At 72.0% G+C, this 22,623-nt stretch carries 28 protein-coding genes; 19 read left to right on the top strand and 9 right to left on the bottom strand.

The features are described 5' to 3' along the window. Positions 1 to 19: 19 nt before the first annotated feature. The 7 genes from AB0I72_RS00885 (at position 20) to AB0I72_RS00855 (ending at position 6,693) form a co-directional block, all read left to right on the top strand. Entirely contained in the window at positions 20 to 817 is a 798-nt protein-coding gene (locus AB0I72_RS00885) for a GntR family transcriptional regulator (protein WP_358561144.1), read from the top strand. Positions 818 to 954: 137 nt separating this feature from the next. Then, positions 955 to 2,070, top strand: coding sequence for a TIGR03364 family FAD-dependent oxidoreductase (locus tag AB0I72_RS00880; RefSeq protein WP_358562764.1), 1,116 nt, complete (start codon positions 955 to 957; stop codon positions 2,068 to 2,070). A gap of 2 nt (positions 2,071 to 2,072) precedes the next feature. Beyond that, a complete protein-coding gene (locus AB0I72_RS00875) occupies positions 2,073 to 2,756 on the top strand; it encodes a phosphonatase-like hydrolase (RefSeq protein ID WP_358561141.1) in 684 nt (227 codons plus the stop codon). A 3-nt stretch (positions 2,757 to 2,759) separates the two neighbouring features. Continuing rightward, positions 2,760 to 3,812 carry an ABC transporter ATP-binding protein gene (locus tag AB0I72_RS00870; protein ID WP_358561138.1) on the top strand — a complete coding sequence of 351 codons (1,053 nt, stop codon included), beginning with the start codon at positions 2,760 to 2,762 and terminating at the stop codon, positions 3,810 to 3,812. Next, positions 3,812 to 4,792, top strand: a complete 981-nt coding sequence (locus AB0I72_RS00865) for a 2-aminoethylphosphonate ABC transporter permease subunit (RefSeq protein WP_358561135.1) — start codon at positions 3,812 to 3,814, stop codon at positions 4,790 to 4,792. Before AB0I72_RS00870 ends, AB0I72_RS00865 begins: the two co-directional genes overlap by 1 nt. Then, positions 4,779 to 5,576, top strand: a complete 798-nt coding sequence (locus AB0I72_RS00860) for an ABC transporter permease subunit (protein WP_358561132.1) — start codon at positions 4,779 to 4,781, stop codon at positions 5,574 to 5,576. The genes AB0I72_RS00865 and AB0I72_RS00860 overlap by 14 nt, the downstream gene beginning before the upstream one ends. 64 nt (positions 5,577 to 5,640) lie before the next feature. Then, the gene (locus tag AB0I72_RS00855) at positions 5,641 to 6,693 is read left to right on the top strand and encodes a 2-aminoethylphosphonate ABC transporter substrate-binding protein (RefSeq protein WP_358561129.1); all 1,053 of its coding nucleotides are present in this window, start codon (positions 5,641 to 5,643) and stop codon (positions 6,691 to 6,693) included. 61 nt (positions 6,694 to 6,754) lie between these two features. On the opposite strand, the gene AB0I72_RS00850 is transcribed toward AB0I72_RS00855, so the two are convergent. Further along, the gene (locus tag AB0I72_RS00850; RefSeq protein ID WP_358561127.1) at positions 6,755 to 7,300 is read right to left on the bottom strand and encodes an EF-hand domain-containing protein; all 546 of its coding nucleotides are present in this window, start codon (positions 7,298 to 7,300) and stop codon (positions 6,755 to 6,757) included. 181 nt (positions 7,301 to 7,481) lie between these two features. Here AB0I72_RS00850 and AB0I72_RS00845 point away from each other — a divergent pair, with 181 nt between their 5' ends. Then, a complete protein-coding gene (locus AB0I72_RS00845; RefSeq protein ID WP_358561124.1) occupies positions 7,482 to 8,864 on the top strand; it encodes a dipeptidase in 1,383 nt (460 codons plus the stop codon). A gap of 102 nt (positions 8,865 to 8,966) precedes the next feature. After that, a complete protein-coding gene (nudC, locus tag AB0I72_RS00840; RefSeq protein WP_358561121.1) occupies positions 8,967 to 9,917 on the top strand; it encodes an NAD(+) diphosphatase in 951 nt (316 codons plus the stop codon). A 267-nt stretch (positions 9,918 to 10,184) separates the two neighbouring features. Here nudC and AB0I72_RS00835 read toward each other — a convergent pair whose 3' ends face one another. Both AB0I72_RS00835 and AB0I72_RS00830 read right to left on the bottom strand, forming a co-directional pair. Then, on the bottom strand, positions 10,185 to 10,640 hold the full coding sequence (locus tag AB0I72_RS00835) for an ANTAR domain-containing protein (RefSeq protein WP_358561118.1): 456 nt from the start codon (positions 10,638 to 10,640) through the stop codon (positions 10,185 to 10,187). Between the two features lie 159 nt (positions 10,641 to 10,799). Further along, positions 10,800 to 11,060: a mycoredoxin gene (locus AB0I72_RS00830; RefSeq protein ID WP_358562762.1), complete on the bottom strand. Its 261-nt coding sequence runs from the start codon at positions 11,058 to 11,060 to the stop codon at positions 10,800 to 10,802. A gap of 252 nt (positions 11,061 to 11,312) precedes the next feature. Between AB0I72_RS00830 and AB0I72_RS00825 the strand changes: the two genes are divergently transcribed. Together AB0I72_RS00825 and tesB are read left to right on the top strand one after the other, a co-directional pair. Then, on the top strand, positions 11,313 to 13,448 hold the full coding sequence (locus AB0I72_RS00825) for an ATP-dependent DNA helicase UvrD2 (RefSeq protein WP_358561116.1): 2,136 nt from the start codon (positions 11,313 to 11,315) through the stop codon (positions 13,446 to 13,448). Positions 13,449 to 13,474: 26 nt separating this feature from the next. Then, positions 13,475 to 14,365 carry an acyl-CoA thioesterase II gene (gene tesB, locus AB0I72_RS00820; RefSeq protein ID WP_358561113.1) on the top strand — a complete coding sequence of 297 codons (891 nt, stop codon included), beginning with the start codon at positions 13,475 to 13,477 and terminating at the stop codon, positions 14,363 to 14,365. Between the two features lie 30 nt (positions 14,366 to 14,395). Here the strand turns inward: tesB and AB0I72_RS00815 are convergent, their stop codons facing one another. Both AB0I72_RS00815 and AB0I72_RS00810 read right to left on the bottom strand, forming a co-directional pair. After that, a complete protein-coding gene (locus AB0I72_RS00815; RefSeq protein ID WP_358561110.1) occupies positions 14,396 to 14,725 on the bottom strand; it encodes a hypothetical protein in 330 nt (109 codons plus the stop codon). A 90-nt stretch (positions 14,726 to 14,815) separates the two neighbouring features. Then, on the bottom strand, positions 14,816 to 15,181 hold the full coding sequence (locus tag AB0I72_RS00810) for a hypothetical protein (protein WP_358561107.1): 366 nt from the start codon (positions 15,179 to 15,181) through the stop codon (positions 14,816 to 14,818). Positions 15,182 to 15,551: 370 nt separating this feature from the next. Here AB0I72_RS00810 and AB0I72_RS00805 point away from each other — a divergent pair, with 370 nt between their 5' ends. From AB0I72_RS00805 to AB0I72_RS00790, 4 genes are all read left to right on the top strand, one after another. Next, positions 15,552 to 15,932, top strand: coding sequence for a hypothetical protein (locus AB0I72_RS00805; RefSeq protein ID WP_358561105.1), 381 nt, complete (start codon positions 15,552 to 15,554; stop codon positions 15,930 to 15,932). 208 nt (positions 15,933 to 16,140) lie between these two features. Beyond that, on the top strand, positions 16,141 to 16,419 hold the full coding sequence (locus AB0I72_RS00800; protein WP_358561102.1) for a WhiB family transcriptional regulator: 279 nt from the start codon (positions 16,141 to 16,143) through the stop codon (positions 16,417 to 16,419). 44 nt (positions 16,420 to 16,463) lie between these two features. After that, positions 16,464 to 16,628, top strand: coding sequence for a hypothetical protein (locus tag AB0I72_RS00795; RefSeq protein ID WP_358562823.1), 165 nt, complete (start codon positions 16,464 to 16,466; stop codon positions 16,626 to 16,628). Between the two features lie 317 nt (positions 16,629 to 16,945). After that, a complete protein-coding gene (locus tag AB0I72_RS00790) occupies positions 16,946 to 17,512 on the top strand; it encodes a M48 family metallopeptidase (RefSeq protein ID WP_358561099.1) in 567 nt (188 codons plus the stop codon). 74 nt (positions 17,513 to 17,586) lie between these two features. On the opposite strand, the gene AB0I72_RS00785 is transcribed toward AB0I72_RS00790, so the two are convergent. Together AB0I72_RS00785 and AB0I72_RS00780 are read right to left on the bottom strand one after the other, a co-directional pair. Next, positions 17,587 to 17,757: a DUF397 domain-containing protein gene (locus AB0I72_RS00785; protein WP_358561096.1), complete on the bottom strand. Its 171-nt coding sequence runs from the start codon at positions 17,755 to 17,757 to the stop codon at positions 17,587 to 17,589. Further along, on the bottom strand, positions 17,754 to 18,524 hold the full coding sequence (locus tag AB0I72_RS00780) for a helix-turn-helix transcriptional regulator (RefSeq protein WP_358561093.1): 771 nt from the start codon (positions 18,522 to 18,524) through the stop codon (positions 17,754 to 17,756). The genes AB0I72_RS00785 and AB0I72_RS00780 overlap by 4 nt, the downstream gene beginning before the upstream one ends. A gap of 168 nt (positions 18,525 to 18,692) precedes the next feature. Here AB0I72_RS00780 and AB0I72_RS00775 point away from each other — a divergent pair, with 168 nt between their 5' ends. The 4 genes from AB0I72_RS00775 to AB0I72_RS00760 all read left to right on the top strand — a co-directional run bounded on the left by AB0I72_RS00775 (position 18,693) and on the right by AB0I72_RS00760 (position 20,542). Next, the gene (locus AB0I72_RS00775; RefSeq protein ID WP_358561090.1) at positions 18,693 to 19,004 is read left to right on the top strand and encodes a hypothetical protein; all 312 of its coding nucleotides are present in this window, start codon (positions 18,693 to 18,695) and stop codon (positions 19,002 to 19,004) included. A 203-nt stretch (positions 19,005 to 19,207) separates the two neighbouring features. Next, positions 19,208 to 19,600, top strand: coding sequence for a hypothetical protein (locus AB0I72_RS00770; protein ID WP_358561087.1), 393 nt, complete (start codon positions 19,208 to 19,210; stop codon positions 19,598 to 19,600). Between the two features lie 271 nt (positions 19,601 to 19,871). Next, the gene (locus AB0I72_RS00765) at positions 19,872 to 20,180 is read left to right on the top strand and encodes a hypothetical protein (RefSeq protein WP_358561084.1); all 309 of its coding nucleotides are present in this window, start codon (positions 19,872 to 19,874) and stop codon (positions 20,178 to 20,180) included. A gap of 65 nt (positions 20,181 to 20,245) precedes the next feature. Continuing rightward, positions 20,246 to 20,542, top strand: a complete 297-nt coding sequence (locus AB0I72_RS00760; protein WP_358561081.1) for a hypothetical protein — start codon at positions 20,246 to 20,248, stop codon at positions 20,540 to 20,542. A 56-nt stretch (positions 20,543 to 20,598) separates the two neighbouring features. On the opposite strand, the gene AB0I72_RS00755 is transcribed toward AB0I72_RS00760, so the two are convergent. Together AB0I72_RS00755 and AB0I72_RS00750 are read right to left on the bottom strand one after the other, a co-directional pair. Then, complete coding sequence (locus AB0I72_RS00755; RefSeq protein WP_358561078.1) at positions 20,599 to 21,171, bottom strand: NUDIX domain-containing protein; 573 nt, start codon at positions 21,169 to 21,171, stop codon at positions 20,599 to 20,601. A 3-nt stretch (positions 21,172 to 21,174) separates the two neighbouring features. Further along, complete coding sequence (locus AB0I72_RS00750) at positions 21,175 to 22,587, bottom strand: zinc-dependent metalloprotease (RefSeq protein WP_358561075.1); 1,413 nt, start codon at positions 22,585 to 22,587, stop codon at positions 21,175 to 21,177. Positions 22,588 to 22,623 lie beyond the last annotated feature (36 nt).

Raw genomic sequence — 22,623 nt, 5'->3', positions numbered from 1 at the left:
TTCACCGGCGTGGTGGACAATGACCCGCGTGTCGACGACAGGAACCCCCCACGCGGGAATCCCCCAGGACAGCGGCGCGCCGGTGCGCGCCGGCGTGCCCGAGCACGGGCGCGTCCCCAAGTACTACGCGGTGCGCATACTCCTCACCGACCTGGTGTCCGAGCTCGCCGTGGGCGCGGTCCTGCCCACCGAGCGCGAGCTGGCCGAACGCTTCGGCGCGGCCCGCGAGACGGTCCGCCAGGCCCTCCGCGACCTGCTGCTGGAGGGCAGGCTGACCCGCAGGGGGCGGGGGACGGTCGTCGCCGGCCCCAAACTCGCGCAGCCCCTGGCCCTGGCCAGCTACACCGAGGGCGTGCGCCGCCAGGGCCTGCGGCCGGGCCGGACCCTCGTCGACCTGCGCAGCTGGCCGTGCCCGCCCCAGCTGGCGAACGAACTCCGGGTGAACCCGGGGGAGCCGGTCTGGCACATGGAACGGGTCCTGCTCGCCGACGACGAGCGCGTGGGGCTGGAGTCGACCTACATCGCCGTGGCTCGCGCGCCCCGCCTGGACGTGGACTTCGACCCGGACTCCACCTTCTACGGCTACCTGCGGGACGAGCTGGGCATCGCGTTCGGCGACGCCGAGGAACGGCTGGAGACCGTCCTGGCCACCCCGCGCGAGGCGCTGCTCATCGGCACCCCTCCGGCACTGCCCATGCTGCTCATCCACCGGACGTCGCGGGACGGGGAGGGCCGCCCCCTCGAACGCGTGCGCTCGCTCTACCGGGGCGACCGGTTCAGCTTCACCGCCCACCTGGAGGGCGACGGCCAGGGGTGACCCGCGGCCCGCCTCCCCGGGATTTAAGATCACTAAATGATAACAGGTCTGGTCCAAAGTTCGGTCCTGGTTCACCGAGCCGTCCCCGCCGGTCCCGGTCGTCTCCACCCGGGTCGGCGAACCTCGTGGTCATGCGAGTGATCATCGTCGGTGCCGGAGTCCTCGGCACCATGCACGCCTGGCAGGCCGTCGACCGAGGCCACGAGGTCGTCCACCTCGAACGCGAGGCCGCCGCGCGCGGCGCCTCCGTCCGCAACTTCGGCCTGGTCTGGGTCGGCGGTCGCGCGCCCGGCCCCGAACTGGAGGCCGCCCGCCGGGCCCGCGTCCTGTGGGAGGAGATCGCCGACCGGGTTCCCGCCCTCGGCTTCCGGCCCTCCGGCTCCCTCACGGTCGCCAGGACCGAACACGAGCTGGCCGTGGCCAGGGCCGCGGCCCAGGCGCCCGACGCCGCCGAGCGCGGCTACCGGCTCCTCGACCCGGAGCGGGTCCGGGAGGTCAACCCCGCCCTGCGCGGCGACCACCTCGGCGCCCTGTGGTGCCGATCCGACGCCCAGGTCGAGCCCCGCACCGCCCAGGCCGCCCTCCAGGACGAACTCCGCCGCGGCGGCCGCTACACGCTCCTCACCGGCCGCGAGGTCCGCGACCTGGCCGGACCCGGCGCCGTCCGCGACGACCACGGCGAGGTCCACCGGGGCGACGCCGTCGTCCTGTGCACCGGCGCCTGGCTCGGCGGCCTGGTCCGCGAACTCCTGCCCGACCCGCCCGTCCGCCGCGTCCGCCTCCAGATGGCCCAGACCGCGCCCCTGGGCACGACCCTGACCACCGCCGTCGCGGACGGCGACAGCTTCCGCTACTACCCCGCCTACCGCGGCCCCGCGCTGGACGAGCTCAACTCCGCCCAGCCCCAGCCGCCCACCGCCCGCGACCACGGCATGCAGCTGCTCATGGTCCAGCGCGCCGACGGCTCCCTGACCATCGGCGACACCCACGAGTACGACGCACCCTTCGCCTTCGACACCGTCGAGGACCCCTACGAGCACCTCACCGAGGTCGCCGGGCGCCTCCTCGGCCGACCGCTGCCCCCGATCCGCCGCCGCTGGGCGGGCGTGTACGCGCAGTGCGCCGACCCCTCCAGCGTCGTGCACCGCGCCGCCGTCGGCCCCGACGCCTGGCTGGTCACCGGGCCCGGCGGGCGCGGCATGACCTGCTCCCCGGCCATCGCCGAGACCACCGCTGACGAACTGGGCTGGTAACCATGCACCGCACCACCGACCACACGACCCCCGTCGAACTCGTCGTCCTGGACATGGCGGGCACCACCGTCGCCGACGACGGCCTCGTCGAGGAGGCCTTCGCGGCCGCCCTGCCCGACCACTCGCCCGAGGCCGCCGCGTACGTGCGCGCCACCATGGGCGAGTCCAAGATCACCGTCTTCCGCCACCTGTGCCCGGATGAGGAGAGCGCCCAGGCCGCCAACCGCGCCTTCGAGGCCGCCTACGCCCGCCTCGTCGACGAGGGCCGCTGCGCCCCCCTGCCCGGGGCCGGGGACACCCTGCGCGCCCTCCGGGACCAGGGTCGAACCACCGCCCTGACCACCGGGTTCTCCGGCGACACCCAGGCCCGGATCCTCCGCGCCCTCGGCTGGGAGGACGCCGCCGACCTCGTGCTGTGCCCGGCCGACGCGGGCGGTCGCGGGCGTCCCCACCCCGACATGGTGCTCACCGCCGCCCTGCGCGCGCGGGTCGGCTCGGTGGCCGCGATCGCCGTCGTGGGGGACACCGCCTCCGACGTCCGCAGCGGACTGCGCGCCGGGGCCTCGGTCGTGGCCGGGGTGCGCACCGGAGCCCACGACGACGCCGCGCTGCGCGCCGCCGGGGCCACCAACGTCCTCGACGGCGTGGCCGACCTGCCCGACCTGCTCGCCGCGCGGGAGGGCTGACCCGTGGGCATCCGCTTCGACCACGTCAGCGTCGCCTACGGGGACACCGTCGTCCTGGACGACCTCGACCTGACCGTCGAGCCCGGCGAGTTCATGGCCCTGCTCGGCCCCTCCGGGTCGGGCAAGACCACCGCGCTGCGCGCCGTCGCGGGGTTCGTCCGGCCCTCCTCCGGCCGCGTCCTGCTCGACGGCCGCGACGTCACCGACCTGCCGCCCCACGCGCGCGGCGTGGGCATGGTCGTGCAGAGCTACGCCCTCTTCCCGCACATGCGCGTGGACCAGAACGTCGCGTTCGGCCTGCGCGCCCAGGGGACGCCGCGCCGTGCGATCGCCGGTCGGGTCGCCGAGGCGCTGGACATGACGGGCATGGGCGACTACGCACGACGCCACCCGCGCGAACTCTCCGGCGGGCAGCAGCAGCGCGTGGCCATCGCCCGCGCCCTGGCCATCCGCCCCGACGTCCTCCTGCTCGACGAACCGCTGTCCGCGCTCGACGCCCAGCTGCGCTCGGACATGCTCGCCGAACTGGCCCGCCTGCACCGCGACCTGCCCGACGTCACCGTCCTGTACGTCACCCACGACCAGAGCGAGGCGCTCACCCTCGCCGACCGGGTGGCGGTCCTGGACCGGGCCCGACTACGCGAGTGCGACACGCCCCAGGGCCTCTACCAACGACCCCGCTCACCGTTCACCGCCCGTTTCGTCGGCGGGGCCAACCTCCTGCCCGCACGGCTGGAGGACGGCCGGGTGCACTGCTGCGGCACGGTCCTGGCGGCCGGCCCCGCCGACCTGCCGGACGGCGCCGGGGACGGAGACGGCCTGCGGGTGTGCCTGCGCCCGCACCGGCTCGCCCTCGGCGCCGACGAGCACACCCTGCAGGGCCTGGTGACCGACGTCCAGTGGCGCGGCGCCACCCATCGCGTCACCGCCCTGGTCGACGGCACGCCCGTCACCGCCGAACTCCGGGAACTGCGCACCCCGCCCGAACCCGGCGCCACCGTCACCCTCGGCTTCGCCCGCCGGGACGCCGTCCTCCTCCCGGAGGAGGCGGCCTGATGCTGGAGTCACGACACGGGACGAGGCGCGGGCCGGGGTCGGTCGGGCCCGCGGTCGCGCCGGATCGCGCACAGCACGTCGGCCCGGCGGCGACCCCGTCCGGGGAACGCCCCGACCGGCCCCCGCGCCGTCGCGCCGTCCCCGCGTGGGTGTGGGCGGTCCCGCCCGTCGCGCTGCTCGCCCTGGTGCTGCTCTACCCGCTCGCCCTCGTGGCGGCCGAGTCCCTGGCCGCGCCCGGCGGCGGCCTCACCGCCGCCCACTACGCCGACGTCGTGGCCTCCCCGCGCTTCCGGTCGGCGCTGGTCACGACCGTGTTCGTCGCCGTCGCCGCCACGCTCGGCTGTCTCGTGCTCGGCTTCTTCCTCTCCCTGGTCGTGGCGTTCGTGCCCTTCCCGGGGAGCGGGGCCACCGCCCGGTTCATCGACACCTACCTGTCCTTCCCGTCCTTCCTCATCACCCTGGCGCTCCTGTTCCTCTACGGCACCGTGGGCGTGGCCAACGGCCTGTGGACGGAGGTCACCGGCGCGGACACCGGGCCGATCGCCTTCCTCGCCACACCCTGGGGGGTGGTCCTGGCGGAGGTCACCTACTTCACCCCGTTCGTCATGCGGCCCCTGCTCGCCGCGTTCGCGCAGCTCGACACCGCCCAACTGGAGGTCGCCTCCTCCCTGGGCGCCCGGCCCGCCAGGATCGTGCGGACCGTCATCCTGCCCGAGGCGGTGCCCGCGCTCGCCGCCGGAGGCGCCCTCGTCCTGGTGCTGTGCCTCAACGAGTTCGCCATCGTCCTGTTCACCGGAGCCAAGGACGTGGTGACCCTGCCGACGCTGATCTACGGCGCGGCGATCCTGGAGTCCGACTACACCACCGCCTGCGTGGTCGCCACGATCCAGGCGGCGCTGTCGGTCTCCCTCTACCTCGTCTACCGCGCGGTCACCGCACGGCCGCGCCCAGCCTCGGGAGGCCGCCGTGCTCGTGCGTAGCCGCACCGCCCGCTGGGCCGTCTGGGCGGTCTTCGCCGTCCTCGTCCTGCCGCTGTTCCTGCTCCCGCTCGGCGTCATCGCCGCCGCGGCGTTCGCCACCAACTGGAGCGGCGTCCTGCCCTCCGGGCCGACCCTGGACAACTTCGCGGGCATGTCCCGGGGAGACACGCTGGAGGCGCTGCGGGTCAGCATGGTCACCGCCGCGACCGCGAGCGTCCTCGCCCTGGTCGTCGGCGTCTGGAGCGCGCTGACCGCCCACGCGCTGGGCCGACGCGGACGCGCCGTCCTCGACGCCCTGTTCATGCTGCCCGTCGCCGTGCCCACGGTGGTGGTCGGACTGGCCCTGCTCGTGGCCTTCAGCCGACCGCCGCTGCTGCTCAACGGCACCCAGACCATCGTCATCGTCGCGCACACCGTGCTGGTGACCGCCTTCGCCCACCAGTCGGTCTCGGCCGCCCTGGACCGGCTCGACCCGGTCTACGCGCAGGTCGCCAGCTCGCTCGGCGCCCGTCCGGCGCGGGTGCTGTTCCAGGTGCGGCTGCCGCTGCTGCTGCCCTCGCTCCGGGCGGCGGCCGGCCTCTGCTTCGCCCTGTCCATGGGCGAACTGAGCGCGACCATGATGCTCTACCCGCCCGACTGGACGCCGCTGCCGGTCCGGATCTTCGCCGCCACCGACCGGGGCGCCCTGTTCTCGGGCGCGGCCGCGGCCATCGTGCTCATGGCCACCACCCTTCTCGTCCTGCTCGCCCTGTCCCGCGTGCGCACCCGCGCCGCGCACCGCTGAACCGCACCGGCCCCCGCACACCGACCCCGTCGCACCCCGCCGCACAGAACCGAAAGGCACCGCCGTGTCCGTCCCCCGCAGGTCCACCGTCCGCACCGCCACCGCCGCGACCGCGCTCGTCCTCACGGCCGCGCTCACCTCCTGCACCGCCTCCGACCCCGCCGAGACCGTCACCGTCTACACCGCCGACGGTCTGCGCGACGAGGAGGGCACCGGCTGGTTCGACCAGGTCTTCGCCGACTTCGAGGAGGAGACCGGGGTCGAGGTCCGGGTCGTCGAGGGCGGCTCGGGCGAGATCGTCCAGCGCGCCGACCGCGAGAGCGCCAACCCCCAGGCCGACGTCCTGGTCACCCTGCCGCCGTTCATCCAGCAGGCCGACGGCCTCGGCCTCCTCCAGGAGTACGAGCCGAGCGGGGTCGAGAACGTCGAGGTCAGGGACCCGAACGGTCGGTGGGCCACGATCGTCGACAACTACTTCTGTTTCATCTACAACACCGAGGAGCTGGAGGAGCCGCCCACCACCTGGGAGGACCTGCTCGACCCCCGCTTCGCAGACCGTCTCCAGTACTCCACCCCGGGCGTGGCGGGCGACGGCACCGCCGTGGTCATCAAGGCCATGCACGACTTCGGCGGCGAGGAGGCCGCCATGGAGTACCTCGGCGAACTCCAGGCCAACAACGTCGGCCCCTCCTCGTCCACCGGCGCGCTCGGCCCCAAGGTGGACAAGGGGGAGCTGCTGATCGCCAACGGCGACGTGCAGATGAACGTCGCCCAGGCGCGCACGATGCCCAACATCGGCATCTGGTTCCCCGCGCCCGAGGGCGGCGCTCCCACCACCTTCGCCCTGCCCTACACCGCGGGCCTGATCACCGACGCGCCCCAGTCCGAGAACGGCCGGGCCCTCCTCGACTTCCTGCTCTCGGAGGCGGCCCAGGAGCGGGTCGTCCCCGTCGCCGGGGGCTTCCCCGCCCGCACCGACATCCCGGTCGAGGGCGAGGGCGCCGAGGAGCTGGCCGACCTCCTCGACGGCGTCGAGGTCTTCGAACCCGACTGGGAGGACATCGACGCCAACCTCTCCGACCACGTGGACGCCTGGCGGGCGGCCACCGGCGGCTGACGCCCCTCCACGGATGGAGCCGGGGGCGGCACGGACGCGGTCCGGGCCGCCCCCGGCGCCGTCAGATGACGCCGAAGACGAACCCGCCCGCGGACTCGGTGTCGTCGCCGAACAGGTACTGGCGGGCCGAGAGGACGAACTCCTCGCGGCTGATGAACCCGTCGCCGTCGGTGTCCAGGGCCTTGAACCGGTCCCACGCGGTGTCGACCGCCACGCCCAGGACCTCCGCGTACTCGACGTACTCGGCCTCGCTGACGGTGCCGTCGTCGTCGGCGTCCAGGAGGTCGAAGGCGGCCTCGGCCACGCCCTCCGTCACGTTGGAGCTGCTCCGGTCCTCCGACGCGGCGTGCATCGCGGCGACGAACGCGTCCCGGTCCAGACGGGTCCCGTCTCCCGCGTGCCCGACCAGACCCTCCCACAGCCTGAGGTAGGCGGCGCGGATCTCCTGGGCCCGCGCGTCGTCCGCGTCCAGGGAGTACCCCTCGGCGTAGCGGTCGACCAGGCGCTGGTAGTCGTCCCAGGTGAGGGTCTTGTCGTCGTCGGTGTCCAGCGTGTCGAAGAGCGTGCCGAACCGCTCGGCGATCGCGGCGGAGGGAGCGGAGTCCACGGGCGTTCCTCTCGTCGTGGGGCGGGGCTGTCCCGCCCGCTGCACCCTTCGAGTGTCCCGCGCCGCGACCGGTTCCCGGGACGGAAGACCGCGTCCCGGCCACGGGTTCGGCGTCGACCGCGTCCGCGAACGGTCCTAAGCTCGGACCGGACGAGGACGTCGAGGAAGGAACGAGGCGAACATGGACGTACGCGGGTACATCGAGGAGCACCGGGACGAGTTCCTCTCCTCCCTCAAGGAGTGGCTGGCCATCCCGTCGATCTCCGCCGACCCCGCCCGCGCCGACGACGTGCGCGCCTCCGCCCGCTGGCTCGCCGAGCACCTCACCGCGACCGGCTTCCCGACCGTCCAGGTGTGGGAGACCCCCGGCCTGCCCGCCGTCTTCGCCGAGTGGCCCGCCGCCGACCCCGACGCCCCCACCGTTCTCGTCTACGGACACCACGACGTCCAGCCCGTCGACCCCGTCGAGGAGTGGGACACCGACCCCTTCACCCCCACCGAGCGCGGCGCCTCCCTCTTCGCGCGCGGCGCCTCCGACGACAAGGGCCAGGTCCTGTTCCACGCCCTGGGCGTGCGCGCCGCCCTGGCCGCCTCCGGCGCCGACGCCCCGCCCGTCACCCTCAAGCTGCTGGTCGAGGGCGAGGAGGAGTCCGGCTCGGTGCACTTCGCCGAACTGATGCGCGCCAACCGCGATCGCCTGGCCTGCGACGTCGCCGTCATCTCCGACACCACCATGTGGGCGGCCGACACCCCCTCCATGTGCGTGGGGATGCGCGGCGTCACCGACGTCGAGATCGCCCTGTACGGCCCCTCCCGCGACCTGCACAGCGGTTCCTTCGGCGGCGCCGTGCCCAACCCGCTCAAGGCCATGAGCGATCTGCTGTCCGGCCTGCACGACGCCGACGGTCGGATCGCCGTCCCCGGCTTCTACGACGGCGTCGTCGAGGCCAGCGACGAGGAGCGCGCCCTCATCGCCCAGCTGCCCTTCGACGAGAAGGAGTGGCTGGAGACCGCCGCCTCGACCGCCACCTGGGGCGAGGCCGGGTACAGCACCCTGGAGCGGATCTGGCTGCGCCCGACCGCCGAGGTCAACGGCATGTGGGGCGGGCACACCGGCGCGGGCGGCAAGACCATCGTGCCCCGTTCCGCGCACGCCAAGGTCAGCTTCCGCCTCGTCCCCGGTCAGGAGCCCGCGCACGTCCAGGAGTGCGTCCGGGCCTTCGTCGAGGCGGGCGTCCCCGAGGGGCTGCGCGCCGAGCTGGAGTTCGGCGGCCCCGGCGTGCGCGCGTGCGCCTCGGACCTGACCTCGCCCGAACTGCGCGCCGCCCGCACCGCCATGGAGCGCGCCTTCGGCACCCGCGTCCTCCACACCCGTGAGGGCGGCAGCGGCCCGGAGGCCGACATCGCCGACATCCTGGGCGCGCCGCTCGTGTTCGTCGCCGTCGGTCTCGACGAGGACCGCATCCACGCCCCCAACGAGAAGGTCGAGGTCCCGCTCCTGCTCAAGGGCGCCGAGAGCGCCGCCTACCTGTGGGAGGAGCTCGCCGCCGCCCGCGGCGCCTGACCGAGTTCGCCGCCGCGGGGCATGGGCCGCCCGCCCCGTGGTGTTACCTGTAAGGCGAGGGCCGTGCCCCCACGGCCGCCCGAGCCGTCACCGGAAGGACCCATGGACGCCGACACCACCCCCGCACTGTCCCGATCCGCGGTCGACCCCGCGGGCCACCGGCGCGCGGACGCCGCGTGGCTGGAGAGGGCGTGGGCGGACCCCGGCACGCGGGTGCTCGTCCTGGAGGGCGGCGACCCGGGCAGCTACGGGTGGCAGGCGATCATGAACAAGCAGTCGCGCGCCCTGGTCACCACAGGTCAGGCGCCCGAACTCGTGCTCACCGGCCCCGACCGGGCACCCGAGGGCGAGCGGTACCTGCTGGGCGTCCAGGACGGCACGGCCTACTTCGCGGTCCGCTCGCGCCAGGACCTCGCCGCGACCTCCACCGCCGCACCGGCGTCGCTGCGCGAGGTGGGCGCCCTGCTCGACGACCACGACACCGGGCTGCTGACCAGGGCGGTCGCGCTGGCCAACTGGAACGCCTCGCACGGCTTCTGCCCGCGCTGCGGGTCGCCCACGACCATGGCCGCGGCCGGACACGTGCGCGTGTGCCAGGAGGAGGGCACCGAGCAGTTCCCCCGGACGGACCCGGCCGTGATCATGCTGGTGCACCGCGAGCGCGACGGTCGCGAGGAGGCGCTGCTGGGCAACAACCCCAAGTGGGGTCCCCAGCGGTTCTCGGTCCTGGCGGGCTTCGTGGACGCGGGGGAGTCGCTGGAACAGGCGGTGGTGCGCGAGGTGGCGGAGGAGGCCGGGATCGTCGTGGCGGACCCGCGCTACCTGTCGTCGCAGCCGTGGCCGTTCCCGCGCAGTCTCATGGTGGGGTACACGGCGCGGGCGGTCGGGGAGACGCAGCGCACCGACGACGAGATCGCCGAGACCCGCTGGTTCACGCGCGAGCGGCTCTTCTCGGCCGTGGACTCCGGCGAGGTGACGCTGCCCGGCCACGCCTCCATCGCGCGCACCCTCATCGAGCACTGGTACGGAGGCGTCCTGCCCGGCGAGTGGTGAGGCCCGCTCGAAGCGAAGCGGTCACCCGAGGGGGTGTGGTTCGGGCGCCGCCAGGGTGCTGCACGACGAGGCGAGCCGCTAGCGAGGAACGAGCGTCAGGCGAAGCCGAGGAGGAAGCATCCCTGGCCTTGAGGCGCCCGAACACGGGCCGAAGCGCCAGCGGAGGCCCGAAACAAGCACGGCCCCGCACGTCCGCCCCCCGGGATCGGTCGTGCGGGGCCCTTCGTCGGAATCCGGCCTCGCGTTCCCTCGCCGCCGCCGGCGGCCTCAGTTCACGCTGGTCGAGGTGTTCAGCTCGTCCGGAAGCGCGGTCAGCGGGCTCGTGCTGCTCTCCACCACGTCCCGCGCCAGGTCGGCGACCTTGCGACCCCGGGACCGCGCCGACGACCGCAGCCGCTCGAACGCCTCTCTGGGCAGCAGCGTGTGCCGTTCCGCCAGAACTCCTATCGCCTGCTCGACCGTGACACGCGAATGCAGGGCGTGCTCCAGTTGCGCGACCGTGTGGCGCAGCCGCTCCACCTCGGTCGCGTCGTCCGGCGCGCGCCCGGGCGACTGCGCGCGCGGCTTCGGTACACCGGCCTCGTCCGACAGCAGGTCCGCCAGCACCATGGCGCTCACCAGGTCGGGCATCTCCTGCGTGCCCTCGACCCGCCACCCCGTCGGGGTACGGCGCACCACGCCGACGTCCAACGTGTCGGCGACCGCTATGTCATGAGGCCTCATGTCGTCCCCCAACTCAACACTCCCCGTCGTCTTCGTCCAACCAGCGGTTGGCCGTGCCGGTCGCCGGACGGTGTGCGGACACTCCGGGGCCGTGCCCCGAGGGAGGAGTCGCCGCGGTGCGGACCGCGTCCCCGAAGGGCGCGCGGCCCGCGCACCGACCTACGCCAACTCGGTCAGTTTCCTCTTCACCTGAGCGAGCGACGGGTTGGTCATCGCCGCGCCGTCGCTGAAGACCAGTGTGGGAACGGTCTGGTTCCCGCCGTTGACCTTCATCACGATGTCCGCGGACTCCGGGTGCTCCTCGATGTTCACCTCACGCCCGGTGATCCCCTCGCGGGCGAGCTGGCTCTTCAACCGCTTGCAGTACCCGCACCAGGGGGTGGTGTACATCGTGAACAGTTCGGTGCCCGTCTTCGTCATGTCGCTCACGTCACTTCCTGTCAGGCGTTCGGTGGGATCGGTCGATCCTCCAGATGTCAACACCGAGGGGTGCGACCCGCTTCCCACGACCGTCGGACACACCGTGGGATGCCTCACTGCCCGGACTGGTTCCGGATTGTCTGGCGACGCTCCGAACGTGCTCGGTGCCGATCCGCTCCCGATGACGGCCGATACTTGAGAGACTGTGCCCCCGAGAACCGCTCAGACTCCCCAACCACACGCAGGAGCACCATGGATCCCGACCGCGTCCTGGAGGGACTGGACCCGGAGCAGACCCAGGCGGCACGTGCCCTGCGCGGGCCCGTGTGCATCCTGGCGGGAGCCGGGACGGGCAAGACCCGCGCCATCACCCACCGGATCGCGCACGCGGTCGCCAGCGGGGTCGTCGAGGAGCAGCAGATCCTCGCCGTCACCTTCACCGTGCGCGCCGCCGGGGAGATGCGCGGCCGTCTGCGCGGCCTGGGCGCCCCCCGCGTGCAGGCCCGCACCTTCCACGCCGCGGCCATGCGCCAGCTGTCGTTCTTCTGGCCGCAGGTGATCGGCGGCCCGCTGCCCACCCTCGTCGAGAGCAAGCTCAAGGCGGTCGCGCGCGCCGCCCACTCGGTCGGCCTCCAGACGGAGGGCGCCACCGGCCTGCGGGACCTGGCCAGCGAGATCGAGTGGGCCAAGGTCACCCAGGTCCGCCCCACCGACTACGCCAAGGCGGTCGCCAAGGCGGGCCGCCAGCCCCCGGTCCCCGCGGGCGAGGTCGCGCGGGTCTTCGAGGCCTACGAGGAGCTGTGCCGCGAGCGCAACCTCCTCGACTTCGAGTCCATGCTCGAACTCACCGCGGGCATGATCACCGAGTACCCCGCGATCGCCCAGCGGGTCCGCGACCAGTACCGGTACTTCGTCGTCGACGAGTTCCAGGACGTCAACCCGCTCCAGAAGCTGCTGCTCGACGCCTGGCTCGGCGACCGCGACGACCTCTGCGTCGTCGGCGACCCCAGCCAGACCATCTACTCCTTCGCCGGCGCCACCCCCGCCTACCTGACCGGGTTCGGCGCGCGCTACCCGCACGCCACGATCGTCGAACTCGTCCGCGACTACCGCTCCACCCCCCAGGTCGTGCGCGTGGCCAACCACGTCATCGGGCAGGCGCGCGGAGCCACCGGCCACCTCACCCTCCAGGCCCAGCGACCCGACGGCCCCGACCCGATCTACCAGGAGTACGACGACGAGCCCGCCGAGGCCACCGGCGTCGCGCGCAAGATCAGCCTCCTCGTCGAGCAGGGCACCCCGGCCAGCGAGATCGCCGTCCTGGTGCGCACCAACTCCCAGTCGGCCGCCTACGAACAGGCGCTGTCCGACGAGGGCGTGCCGTTCACCGTGCGCGGCACCACGCGGTTCTTCGAGCGACCCGAGATCAAACAGGCCGTGCACACCCTGCGCGGCGCCCGCCACGGCGCCGCCGGGGAGGACGACGAGCCGCTCGTGCACACCGTCCGCCAGCTGCTCGGGCCGCTCGGACTGACCGACCAGGCCCCCGAGGGCCGCCAGGCCCGCGAGCGGTGGGAGTCGCTGACGGCGCTCGCCCAGCTCGCCGAGGACATGGCCGCCACGCCCGGCCCGGGCGGACGGGCCGTCACCATGGCGCACTTCGTCGAGGAGCTCGACGCGCGCATGGCCACCGAGCACGCCCCCGGCTTCGAGGGGGTGACCATCGCCTCCCTGCACTCGGCCAAGGGTCTGGAGTGGGACGCGGTGTTCCTGGTCGGACTCACCGAGGGCATGATGCCGATCATCTACGCCGAGACCGACGAGCAGGTCGAGGAGGAGCGCCGCCTGTTCTACGTCGGGGTGACCCGCGCGCGCGCCGATCTGTCGATGTCGTGGGCGCTGGCCCGCTCGCCCGGGGGCAGGCGCACCCGCAAGCCCTCCCGCTTCCTCGACGGTCTGCGTCCCGCCTCCCCGTCCACGTCCACCCGCCGGGGCGAGCGCCGCAAGGGCGGTCCGGTGCGGTGCCGGGTGTGCGGCGTGACCCTCGCCGACGCGGCCGAACGCAAGCTCGGCCGCTGCCTGGGCTGCCCCTCCAGCTACGATGAGGCGCTGTTGGAGCGGCTGCGCGAGTGGCGTCGGGCCACCGCACGGGAGCAGAAGGTGCCCGCGTACGTGGTCTTCACGGACGCCACCCTCCAGGCCGTCGCCGAACAGGAACCGTCGAGCGTGACACAGCTGTCCGCCGTGTCCGGTGTCGGTCAGGTCAAGCTCGACCGCTACGGTGAGGCCGTACTCGCGCTGGTCGCCGGTGCCGACCCCGCTGACCTGCTGGAGGAGTCCGCGTCGGAGGCCGAGGGAGCGCACGGCGCCGACGGCGTGGACGCATAGGGCGAAGGACGGGGAGGAACCGACCGATGGATGAGGGCGCGGACGCCGGCCGCGGAGAGCAGTCGCTGGCGGATCTGCTGGAGGTTCTCGACCTGGAGCGGATCGAGGACGACATCTTCCGGGGGAGCAGCCCGGAGGCGGGGCCGCAGCGCGTCTTCGGCGGTCTGGTCGCGGGCCAGGCGCTGGTGGCGGCCGGGCGGACCGTGCCCGCCGAGCGCCACGTGCACTCCCTGCACGCGTACTTCATCCGTCCCGGCGACCCCCGGGTGCCGATCGTCTACGAGGTCGACCGGGTTCGCGACGGGCGGTCGTTCACCACCCGCCGGGTGGTCGCGGTCCAGCACGGGAAGGCGATCTTCACGCTGTCGGCGTCCTTCCACAAGGAGGAGCCGGGGCTCGACCACCAGATCCCGATGCCCGACGTCCCGCCGCCCGAGGACCTGCCGACGACGCGTGAGCGGCTCCAGGAGGCGTTCGGGAAGGTGCCGGGGTTCGTGCGGTGGCACCCGATCGAACTGCGCCCGGTGGGGCCGCTGTCCTTCGAGGCCGAGCGGAACCCGCAGCTGCGCACGGTGTCCAACCCGGTCTGGCTCAAGGTCGACGGCAAGCTGCCCGACGACCGCCTGAGCCAGGTGTGCCTGATGACCTACGCCTCGGACATGACCCTGCTGGACACCGTGCTGCTGCGGCACGGGCGCTCGTTCGCGGGGATATCGATGGCCAGCCTCGACCACGCGATGTGGTTCCACCGGCCGTTCCGGGCCGACGAGTGGCTGCTCTACGCGCAGGAGGCGCCGACCGCGCAGGGCGCGCGGGGGCTCGCGCGCGGGCTGGTCTACACGCGCGACGGTCAGCTGGTGTGCTCCGTGGTCCAGGAGGGCCTGATCCGCGTCGTCGACGCCGAGGGCTGGGTCTGACCGGTCCCGGGCCGGTCGGGCGCGCCGCGGCTAGGACTTCGGGATACGCACGCTCACGGTGAAGGGCCGCTCCACCCGCAGTCCCGCGCCGGGCGGCAGGGTCGAGCTGATGCCGAGCTGGGCGGAGAAGGCGCAGCCGGCGCTGTTGAGCAGGACGAAGGCGTCGGTGGCGTTGTACACCGCCCTGGTGCTCTCGGGGAGGTCGACGCACCGGACGTCGTCGTTGAGGTGGAGGACGATGCTCGCGGCGTCCGTGAAGAGGACGAGGCGCCCCGTGGCGGCGTCGGCGGGGGCCGCGGTGGCCAGGGTGAGCGCGGCCGCGGCGGCGAGGCCGCCGAGGGCGGTGGCGGGTCGACGCATATCTGCTCCTTGCGGAAGGTGTTCGGTGTCGGTGGAACTGCCCCCGGGCTCCGCCCCCGTGCCTCACCGGCGGGGGCGGAGCGGTGCTGGCTACCAGACGACGAGGCTCTTCGCGAAGCTGGACAGATCCTCCTCCTCGCCGGGGAGCACGACGTCGATGATGTGCGGGCGGTAGGCGCACGGCTTGCTGGACACGAGGAGGCGCCGGTTCGTGTCGTTCTCGACCTCCGTGGAGTTCTCGGGGAGGAGGATGCAGCCAACCGGGTCCTCGTACTCGATCTCGACCTCGGTCGTGCCCCCGTTGTCCTCGACCTCGACGGTGACTTCGACCGTTCCGCGGGCCGGGCGCGGATGGGACTTCTTCTCCGGGTCGTAGGCGGCCGCGGGTGCGGCCGTGGCCAGGCTGAGCGCGGCCGTGGTGGTGAGCGTTCCGAGGATTACGGCGGTGCGGCGCACGTTGACTCCCTCTGGTGTTCGAGTCGTGACTCTCTGTCGTCACCCTGTGTGGAACACCTATCACCCGTCGTCGCGCCGCGCACGCACCGGCGCGAGGTCGGCGGCCCGGGGTGTCCGCCCCGCCGGGCGCGGGGTCGGTTCCCCGTATCGGGGAGTCGTGGTTTCGGAGGAGTGCCGGACCGGCGGCCGTCAACACCGCGGAGAGCGCGGGCATTCCCTCGAACCCGTGGCCGGATGCGGACGTTTTCGCAGGTCAAAAATGGGTTGCTGTTCTTCGCGGCCACCCCATAGTCTGTACATCGTCGTCATGACCGCCCCTGGCGCAGGTGAAAGACCCTGCCGCCCGATCGTGAAGGAGGTGCCCCATCTCATGAGCAACACCACGGAAAACACCGGCTTCGTCGCTGTCTTCGCCATGTCTACGCGTCAGCGCCCGATGACTGTTGCCCAGGGCACCGCCTTGGCTGGTCACAGGGACGTCAACGCCGTGTTCGGCGAGTTCACCACCACCGGTAGCGCCATCGTCGGCGGTCGCGAGAGCGGCCTCGGCGGCTTCCTCGGCATGGCTGGTCTCCAGGGGTCCCGTCCCCGCGCGATCCAGGCTGCCAAGGGCGATGCCCGTACCGGCAGCGGTGTCCTCGCTGAGCGTGAGCTGGCCCTGCCCTGGGGCGAGCCGCTGGCGAACCACGCCGAAACCACCCGGCGCCGTTATGGCGCAGTGGGTAAGTGTCCACGGAGAATTCCGGCCTAGAGCAGGACAGGCCGAGAGTTTCGACCGTGGCCGCGGACCCCACACAGGGGCCGCGGCCTTCTTTGTATCTCCGTAACCGGACTCCGTCCCCCAGGGGCGGTGGACGGGGACGGCCGCATCGCAAGTCCAGGTCCCTCACCGGACCCGTCCGGTGACAGCAAGCACCGACCGCGTTGTACGAAACGAACAAAGATCTTGGAGGGCACCGATGCTTGCGTCGGTCCTGCAAACGCCCTGGCTGGGTGAGACCGAAGTCCCCTGCCGCCTCCAGCCCGACCTGTTCTTCGCCGAGGCGCCCGCCGACGTCGAGGCGGCCAAGGCCGTGTGCGGCGCCTGCCCCGTCATGGAGCAGTGCCTGGCGGACGCGCTGGAGCGCAAGGAGCCGTGGGGCGTCTGGGGCGGGCAGCTGCTCGTCGCCGGTCAGGTCGTGGCGCGCAAGCGCCCGCGTGGCCGCCCCCGGAAGAACCCCGCCCCGGTCGCCGCCTGACCCCCACCCCCCATCCCGAACACACACGTCGAAGGAACGAAACGATGATGCTGCTCCAGGACCTCATGCGCGTGGTCGAGGGTACGGACGTCGAACCCCGTGACCGCGAGAACCTCCGGCTCGGTGCGCGCCAGCTGCGCGCGCGTCAGCGCCAGGAGCGCCGCTTGGAAGAGTCGCTCATGGAAATCGCGTGGTCGAGGCTGTGTTGACGCACGGCTGACCGGTGGGAGGGCGACGGATGTGGACCCTCCACCTGATCACTCACGCGCGGTGTGGAACCGGGCGGTGGCCTCCGGATGGGGTCACCGCCCGGTCTCTTTTGTATTGCGAAAAGATCATGGAACCATCGCGCCACGTGCCCGTGTGCTGCCTCGAACGGCCGGGGTGTCGCCCTGGTCCGAGTGGAATCCGCCACACCGTAGGGCTTTTCGTGCGCATCAGGTCACCCGGTCATCACGGAAGCGACCGACAATTCTCCGCAAGACACACCTGTGCTACGGGCCCCGCCTCGGCTACCGTAAAGTTCGTGCCCTCGAACACCAAAATCGAGGTACGCCGCAGTCCTCGTCGCCGACGCACGGTGTCGGCCTACCGGGACGGGGACACCACGGTCGTCCTCGTGCCCGCGACGTTCTCCCGCGCTGAGGAAAAGCGCTGGGTGGGACGGATGCTGCAACGGCTGGAGGCCCGCGAGGGCCGACGCCACTCCAAAGACGCGGAGCTGCACGAACGCGCGCTGGAGTTGGCTCGCCAGTACCTCGGCGGGACCGAGCTGCCCGAGTCCGTGCGCTGGGTGGACAACCAGAACGCGCGCTGGGGTTCGTGCACCCCCGAGACCCGCACGATCAGGATCTCCCGACGTCTGGTCGGCATGCCCTCGTGGGTGGTGGACTACGTGCTCATCCATGAGCTCGCCCACCTGTTCCACGCCGACCACGGGCGCGAGTTCTGGGAGTTGGTGCGGCGCTACCCGAAGACCGAGCGCGCCCGGGGGTACCTGGAGGGGTTCAGCGCGGCGTCCCGCCTGGAGCCCTGCGATCAGGGCGATGGTGTGGAGGACGCCGACGAGGACCTGATCGCGGCCGAGGACTGAGCGCCCCCGACGCCGTGAAGGCCGCGCCGGAGCGGTCCGGCACGGCCTCGGGTTCGTGGCGGCGAGCGTGGGGGTCAGGCACGCGCGGCGAGGGTGACCAGGGCCCGCCATTCCTCTCGGGGGAAGGACAGGTGGCCCGCATCGCGGTTCTGGGTGTCGCGAACGTCCGCGCCGGTCGGGTACTCGCGCACCTCGACGCACTGCGCCCCCGAGTGGCTGTAGCTGGACTTGTGCCAGTCGTTCACAGTAGCTCTCCTAGTACCTGCAATGACTGCCGGGTGGGGAGGGCGCATTGCAGAGCGCGCTTCACCAGGCCGTGCAGGCGGTCATACCCGGTGGAATCCTCATGGAGCACGTTACCGGCAACGTGATCGGACGAAGCAACCTTGTCCCCTCCGGGCAGGTGGAACATGATGAAGGGACTCGTCACCCCAATGAGAAGGGTCCCTTCTGGTACGAGATTGACGCGTACCCTCCCGGTTGCGGCGAGCGTCATCAAATGTGCAACTTGTTCCCGTTTGACGGCGTCCGGCGTCCAGGTCAGTGCGGTGGCCGGAAACATCGCGGTGATGACGGGGTTGTTCTTCGCGCGCAGATACTCGTAGCGTCCGCAGCGGTGCGCCATCAGCCGTTCGATCTCGCGGTCCGATCCGGCCAGCCCCTCCTCGAAGACCAAGCGCGCGTACCGGGGTGACTGCAAGGTCCCTGGAACCATCAGCGGTGAGACCAGTTCGATGGTCTCGGCGCGTTCCTCCAGTCGCTCGATATCCCGCATCCAGGGCGCGAGTGCGGTCCCACTGGTATCCAGCTCCCACACACGCACCAGACGTCCCCGCATTTCGAGCACGTCGTCCAGGCGGTGCACGGTGTCTCTGCGCGGAGTGGACTTTCCGGATTCCCAACGGCAGATGCTGCTGGCCGCCGCGCCGACACGGGAGGCCAGCTGCCGCTGTGTGAGGCCCGCGATTTCGCGCCCTTTTTCCAGGTTCGAGGGGAAGGCATGTTCCGTCATGCTCCAACTCCTATCAACGCCGTTCCGTTGTGCGCTATGTCGTTGGGGATACATGGCACTTACTCGCGCAACATGAAATCGGGGTCGCAGCATGAGGCCATGAAAGAAATCATCCGGGCCCTGAATGAACTTCAGGGAGAATTCGCGCGACGTCGTCTCGATACCACTATGTCCGACAAATCCCACTGGTTCTCCGTCGAGCCCATTCCCACCCTCACCTGCTGCGAGTACCTGGGGCGCTGCGAGGTCACCGTGACCGAGTTCGACTGCTACACGTGGCTCAACGGTAGCGGCGACCGCATGTACATGGATCGGGAGTTCGCCGAGGCCGTCGTGAGCGAGGTGATCGCGACCCGCGCGGGTCTGGCCGGACGTCTCGGATGTCCGTATCCGGCCCCGGCCCGGTCCCGACCGGGCCCCGTCTCCGTCGTTCCCCGGCCGCGACTGCCGCCGCTGCCCCGGAGGAAGCGAGAGCGTTGAATGCGGACTTCTCCCCTCATATTACTCGGGGGGAAAGTCGCACATTTCGGAAGTCCTGTGACTATTTTCCAGTAGAGGGTGCGCGGTGCGAGAAAAAGCCCTACTCTCTTCGCGCACGACGAATGCAGAAGACCCCGCGACGCTTAGCACCGTCCGGGGTCGTGGCCAGCAAGCAAACATCTTTCAAGGAAAAGGTTGCCAGCGTGCGCAAGTTTACCGCTGCCCTCATCGCCGTGGCCAGGGCCTACGCCAAAGCCCTGCTCACCCCCGCTCGCGGACGCCACTCCGCCGCCGCGCGGCGGCGCCGTTCCACCCGGGTCCGTCCCTACGCGCCGGTCCCCGAACAGGCCATCGCACCGACCCGGCCCAGCCCGTCCGCGCTCCCGAGCCGCCCCGCCACTCCGGTGACCCTCGCCGCCCCGACCGTGGAGGCCCCCGTCGCCGCCGACGTCGCCCTGGTGCGCCCCTACTACGTGGCCCACGAACGCGAACTCGCCCGTGCCACCGAACGCCCGCGCTCCTGGAGCGCATCGACCGTGCAACCGATCGTTCCGAGTCCACGCGTCCCCCTCGGCGACCTTCTGGCCGCGCCTTGACGGGTGTTGCGGTGACCAGCAGCGGACATACTGGAAGGCAGATGTGATCTCCAAAGGACGACACCCGAAGAACGATGTGGCCCGGGCGCTCAGTGACGCGGAGACATCCGGGATGCTCGTCAAGGTGGTGCACAGCGGACACGTCTGGGGGCACCTGTGCTGCCCCTGCGGTCAGAAACGCAAGGTCTGGTCGACACCGAAGAACCCGGGGAACCATGCGAAGGACATTCGCCAGTTCACCCGCAAACACGCCGGACATCTGGAGGAGTAGATGCGGACCTGGGATTTCACCCTCATCCTCGACCGTGACCTGACCGATGCCGAGACCGAGGCGTGGGATGAGCACGGAGAGGACCTGGGCGACGAGGCGAACGGTTCCCTCACCCCCGAGTACGGCGGCGGTCGGGCGGAGGTGGTGTGTCACACGCCCGGGGAGTCCTTGATCGACGCCATCATGCGCGCGTCCTACGCCGTCATGGACGCCACGGGGGCTCGTGTGGCGAAGGTGGTCGCCGACCCCCGAACGTGGGTGTCCGCGCCGCCTCAGGAGGTCGTTCCTCCCACCCTTCTCTCCGCCTAGGAAGACACGGAGCAGGTCACAGCCGTGGACCCGAGCCTGGCCGTCGCGCACCCCTTCTCGACGTTATGGCCGGTCTCGGCGAGGCCGCCCAGAAGCACATGGAGGACCTGATGGCCGTGGACACCTGGGAATGGCAGAGCGACTTCGCCCGCAAGTACGTCGGGATCGGTAGGGAGGAGGGCCGTGAGGAGGGTCGTGCGAAGGAAGCGGCGCGGAACGTGATCCTCATTCTCCAGGACCGTGGGCTCACCCCCTCCGAACAGGAACGGCAGCGGATCGAGTCCTGCACCGACCTGGACACACTGAAGACGTGGGTGCTCAGGGCCGTGCGGGTCGAGCGTTCCGAGGACCTCTTCGACTGATCGGCCCCGGATCGTGCGGGTCCCAGCTCCGGAGGGCGGAGCGGGGACCCCCGCTCTCAGGCCGTGGACGCCCGACCGGCGGCCAGGTGCTCCGCCACCGCCGACGCGGCGGCCCGTACCAGGGCGCGGCACGGCTCGTCGGAGGGCTCCGGCACCGCGTCGACCGGGAACCAGCCGAGGTCGTGCGACTCGTCGGGATCCCGCACCAGCACGGCGTCCGCCGGCGCGATGGCCGCGTACTGGACGTCCAGGTGGTGGCTCCCACCCCCGCACGGCACCGCGTGGCGGTCGAGCCGAACGGGCTCGGGCAGCAGGGTCAACCCCCGGATCCCCGACTCCTCGGTCGCCTCGCGCAGCGCCGCCCCGGCGAGCGTGGCGTCCTCGGGTTCGCAGTGCCCTCCGGTCTGCAACCACAGGTTGTGGACACCGTGCAGCACCAGCGCCACCCGGGCGCCGTCCGCCGAGATGATCGCCGAACTCGCCGTCACGTGGCCGGGCAGGCACCCGCGCCACATCGCGTCCTCGTGCGCGCCCAGGTGCTCCAGGTACGACCGGCGCAGCTCCTCCTGCCGGGCGTCGGGCGCGCTCCACGCACCCAGCACCGCCCGGGCGTCCGCGTGCAACGACACGGCCTAGGCGTCCTCTCCGCGGTCGTCCCGGTCGTCCTTCGTGCCGTCGGCGTCGCCGGTCAGCTTCGAGATGTCGAAGTCGGCGTCACCGAACTCCCCGCCGCCGCTGACGAACGCGTCCGGGTCGTCCAGGTCGGCGCCCGTGGGCATGAGGTCGGGGTGCTGCCACACCGCGTCGCGCCCCTCGACGCCCCGCGCCCGCTCCAGCGCGGTCCACAGGGCCGACGCCTCGCGCAGACGGCGCGGTCGCAGCTCCAGCCCGACCAGCGCGGCGAACGTGTGCTCGGCGGGCCCACCGGTCGCCCGGCGCCGCCGGGTCGCCTCCGCCAGGGCCCCCGACTGCGGCAGCCGGTCGGACACCGCGTCCGACACCACCGTGGCCACCCAGCCCTCGATCAGCGCCAGCGTGGTCTCCAGCCGTGCCAGGGCCGCCTTCTGCTGCGGGGTGTCCTCGGGCTGGAACAGGCTCTCCCCGCCGACACCGCCGGACAGCGCCTCCTGGAGGGCCTCGGGGTTGGTGAGATCGATCTCGCCGAGCTTGTCCTCCAGGCCGCTGACGTCGAAGGACATCCCAGCCGCGTACTCCTCGACCAGGTTGGACACGTGCGAGCGCAGCCACGGCACGTGCGAGTACAGCCGGTGCACGGCGGCCTCGCGGGCGGCCAGGTACAGCCGCACCTCGTCCTCGGGGATCTCCAGCCCCTCGCCGAACGCCGCCACACCGGGCGGCAGCAGGGCGGCGTTGCCCTCACCGGCCAGCGGCACGCCGATGTCCGTGGTGCCGATCACCTCGCGCGCCAGCTCGCCGATGGCCTGGCCCGCCTGCTGGCCGACCATCATGCCGCCCATCTGCTGGACCATGCCCAGCAGCGGACCCGCGACCGACCGCATCTCCTCGGGCAGGTTCTGGCTCATGGCCCGCACGGTCTTGGACGTCAGGGGGTCGCAGAGCTGCGCCCACGCGGCCATCGTCTTCTCGATCCACTCCGACCGGCTCCAGGCCTGGGCGGTGTGGAGACCCGACGGCAGGTCGGTAGCCTGGTCGAGCCACAGGTCGGCGAGGCGGAGCGCCTCCTCGACCTTGGCGTAGTCGTGCGGCGGGATGCTCGGGTCGCCGTGCTGGGACACCGTGTGGCGCGCGATGTTCTTGGCCATGTCCCAGTTGATCCCCGACGCCGACGCCGACGTCGTCTCGCCGGAGGCGCCGGGGCTCGGCTGGGCGGACATCATGTCGGCGAACTGCCGGAGCATGTTGGCCATCTGCTGTGGGTCGCCGAACGGGAAGTCGCTCGGCGTTCCGGAGTCTCCCCCGCCCGGGCGGCCGCTGCCGGCACCCGAGCCGGAGTCGCCTGAACGGCGTCCGGACTCGTCATCGGGGTCGTTCGGCATGCTGAAACCGAATGGCAGGTCGCTCACAATCAGACCTCAGGCAGGATTAGGTTTGGTCTCCAC

Origin of the sequence: Nocardiopsis sp. NPDC049922 (genome assembly GCF_040660275.1) — a bacterium.
Classification (GTDB): Bacteria; Actinomycetota; Actinomycetes; order Streptosporangiales; family Streptosporangiaceae; genus Nocardiopsis.
This window is presented reverse-complemented; position numbering and strand designations above follow the sequence as displayed.

Excerpts from the sequence above, each read along its gene's own strand:
- AB0I72_RS00885 (WP_358561144.1), top strand. The coding sequence starts at position 20 with ATGACCCGCGTGTCGACGACAGGAACCCCCCACGCGGGAATCCCCCAG.
- AB0I72_RS00875 (WP_358561141.1), top strand. The coding sequence starts at position 2,073 with ATGCACCGCACCACCGACCACACGACCCCCGTCGAACTCGTCGTCCTG.
- AB0I72_RS00865 (WP_358561135.1), top strand. The coding sequence starts at position 3,812 with ATGCTGGAGTCACGACACGGGACGAGGCGCGGGCCGGGGTCGGTCGGG.
- AB0I72_RS00845 (WP_358561124.1), top strand. The coding sequence starts at position 7,482 with ATGGACGTACGCGGGTACATCGAGGAGCACCGGGACGAGTTCCTCTCC.
- nudC (WP_358561121.1), top strand. The coding sequence starts at position 8,967 with ATGGACGCCGACACCACCCCCGCACTGTCCCGATCCGCGGTCGACCCC.
- AB0I72_RS00835 (WP_358561118.1), bottom strand. The coding sequence starts at position 10,640 with ATGAGGCCTCATGACATAGCGGTCGCCGACACGTTGGACGTCGGCGTG.
- AB0I72_RS00830 (WP_358562762.1), bottom strand. The coding sequence starts at position 11,060 with ATGACGAAGACGGGCACCGAACTGTTCACGATGTACACCACCCCCTGG.
- AB0I72_RS00825 (WP_358561116.1), top strand. The coding sequence starts at position 11,313 with ATGGATCCCGACCGCGTCCTGGAGGGACTGGACCCGGAGCAGACCCAG.
- tesB (WP_358561113.1), top strand. The coding sequence starts at position 13,475 with ATGGATGAGGGCGCGGACGCCGGCCGCGGAGAGCAGTCGCTGGCGGAT.
- AB0I72_RS00815 (WP_358561110.1), bottom strand. The coding sequence starts at position 14,725 with ATGCGTCGACCCGCCACCGCCCTCGGCGGCCTCGCCGCCGCGGCCGCG.
- AB0I72_RS00805 (WP_358561105.1), top strand. The coding sequence starts at position 15,552 with ATGAGCAACACCACGGAAAACACCGGCTTCGTCGCTGTCTTCGCCATG.
- AB0I72_RS00800 (WP_358561102.1), top strand. The coding sequence starts at position 16,141 with ATGCTTGCGTCGGTCCTGCAAACGCCCTGGCTGGGTGAGACCGAAGTC.
- AB0I72_RS00795 (WP_358562823.1), top strand. The coding sequence starts at position 16,464 with ATGATGCTGCTCCAGGACCTCATGCGCGTGGTCGAGGGTACGGACGTC.
- AB0I72_RS00780 (WP_358561093.1), bottom strand. The coding sequence starts at position 18,524 with ATGACGGAACATGCCTTCCCCTCGAACCTGGAAAAAGGGCGCGAAATC.
- AB0I72_RS00775 (WP_358561090.1), top strand. The coding sequence starts at position 18,693 with ATGTCCGACAAATCCCACTGGTTCTCCGTCGAGCCCATTCCCACCCTC.
- AB0I72_RS00765 (WP_358561084.1), top strand. The coding sequence starts at position 19,872 with ATGCGGACCTGGGATTTCACCCTCATCCTCGACCGTGACCTGACCGAT.
- AB0I72_RS00760 (WP_358561081.1), top strand. The coding sequence starts at position 20,246 with ATGGCCGGTCTCGGCGAGGCCGCCCAGAAGCACATGGAGGACCTGATG.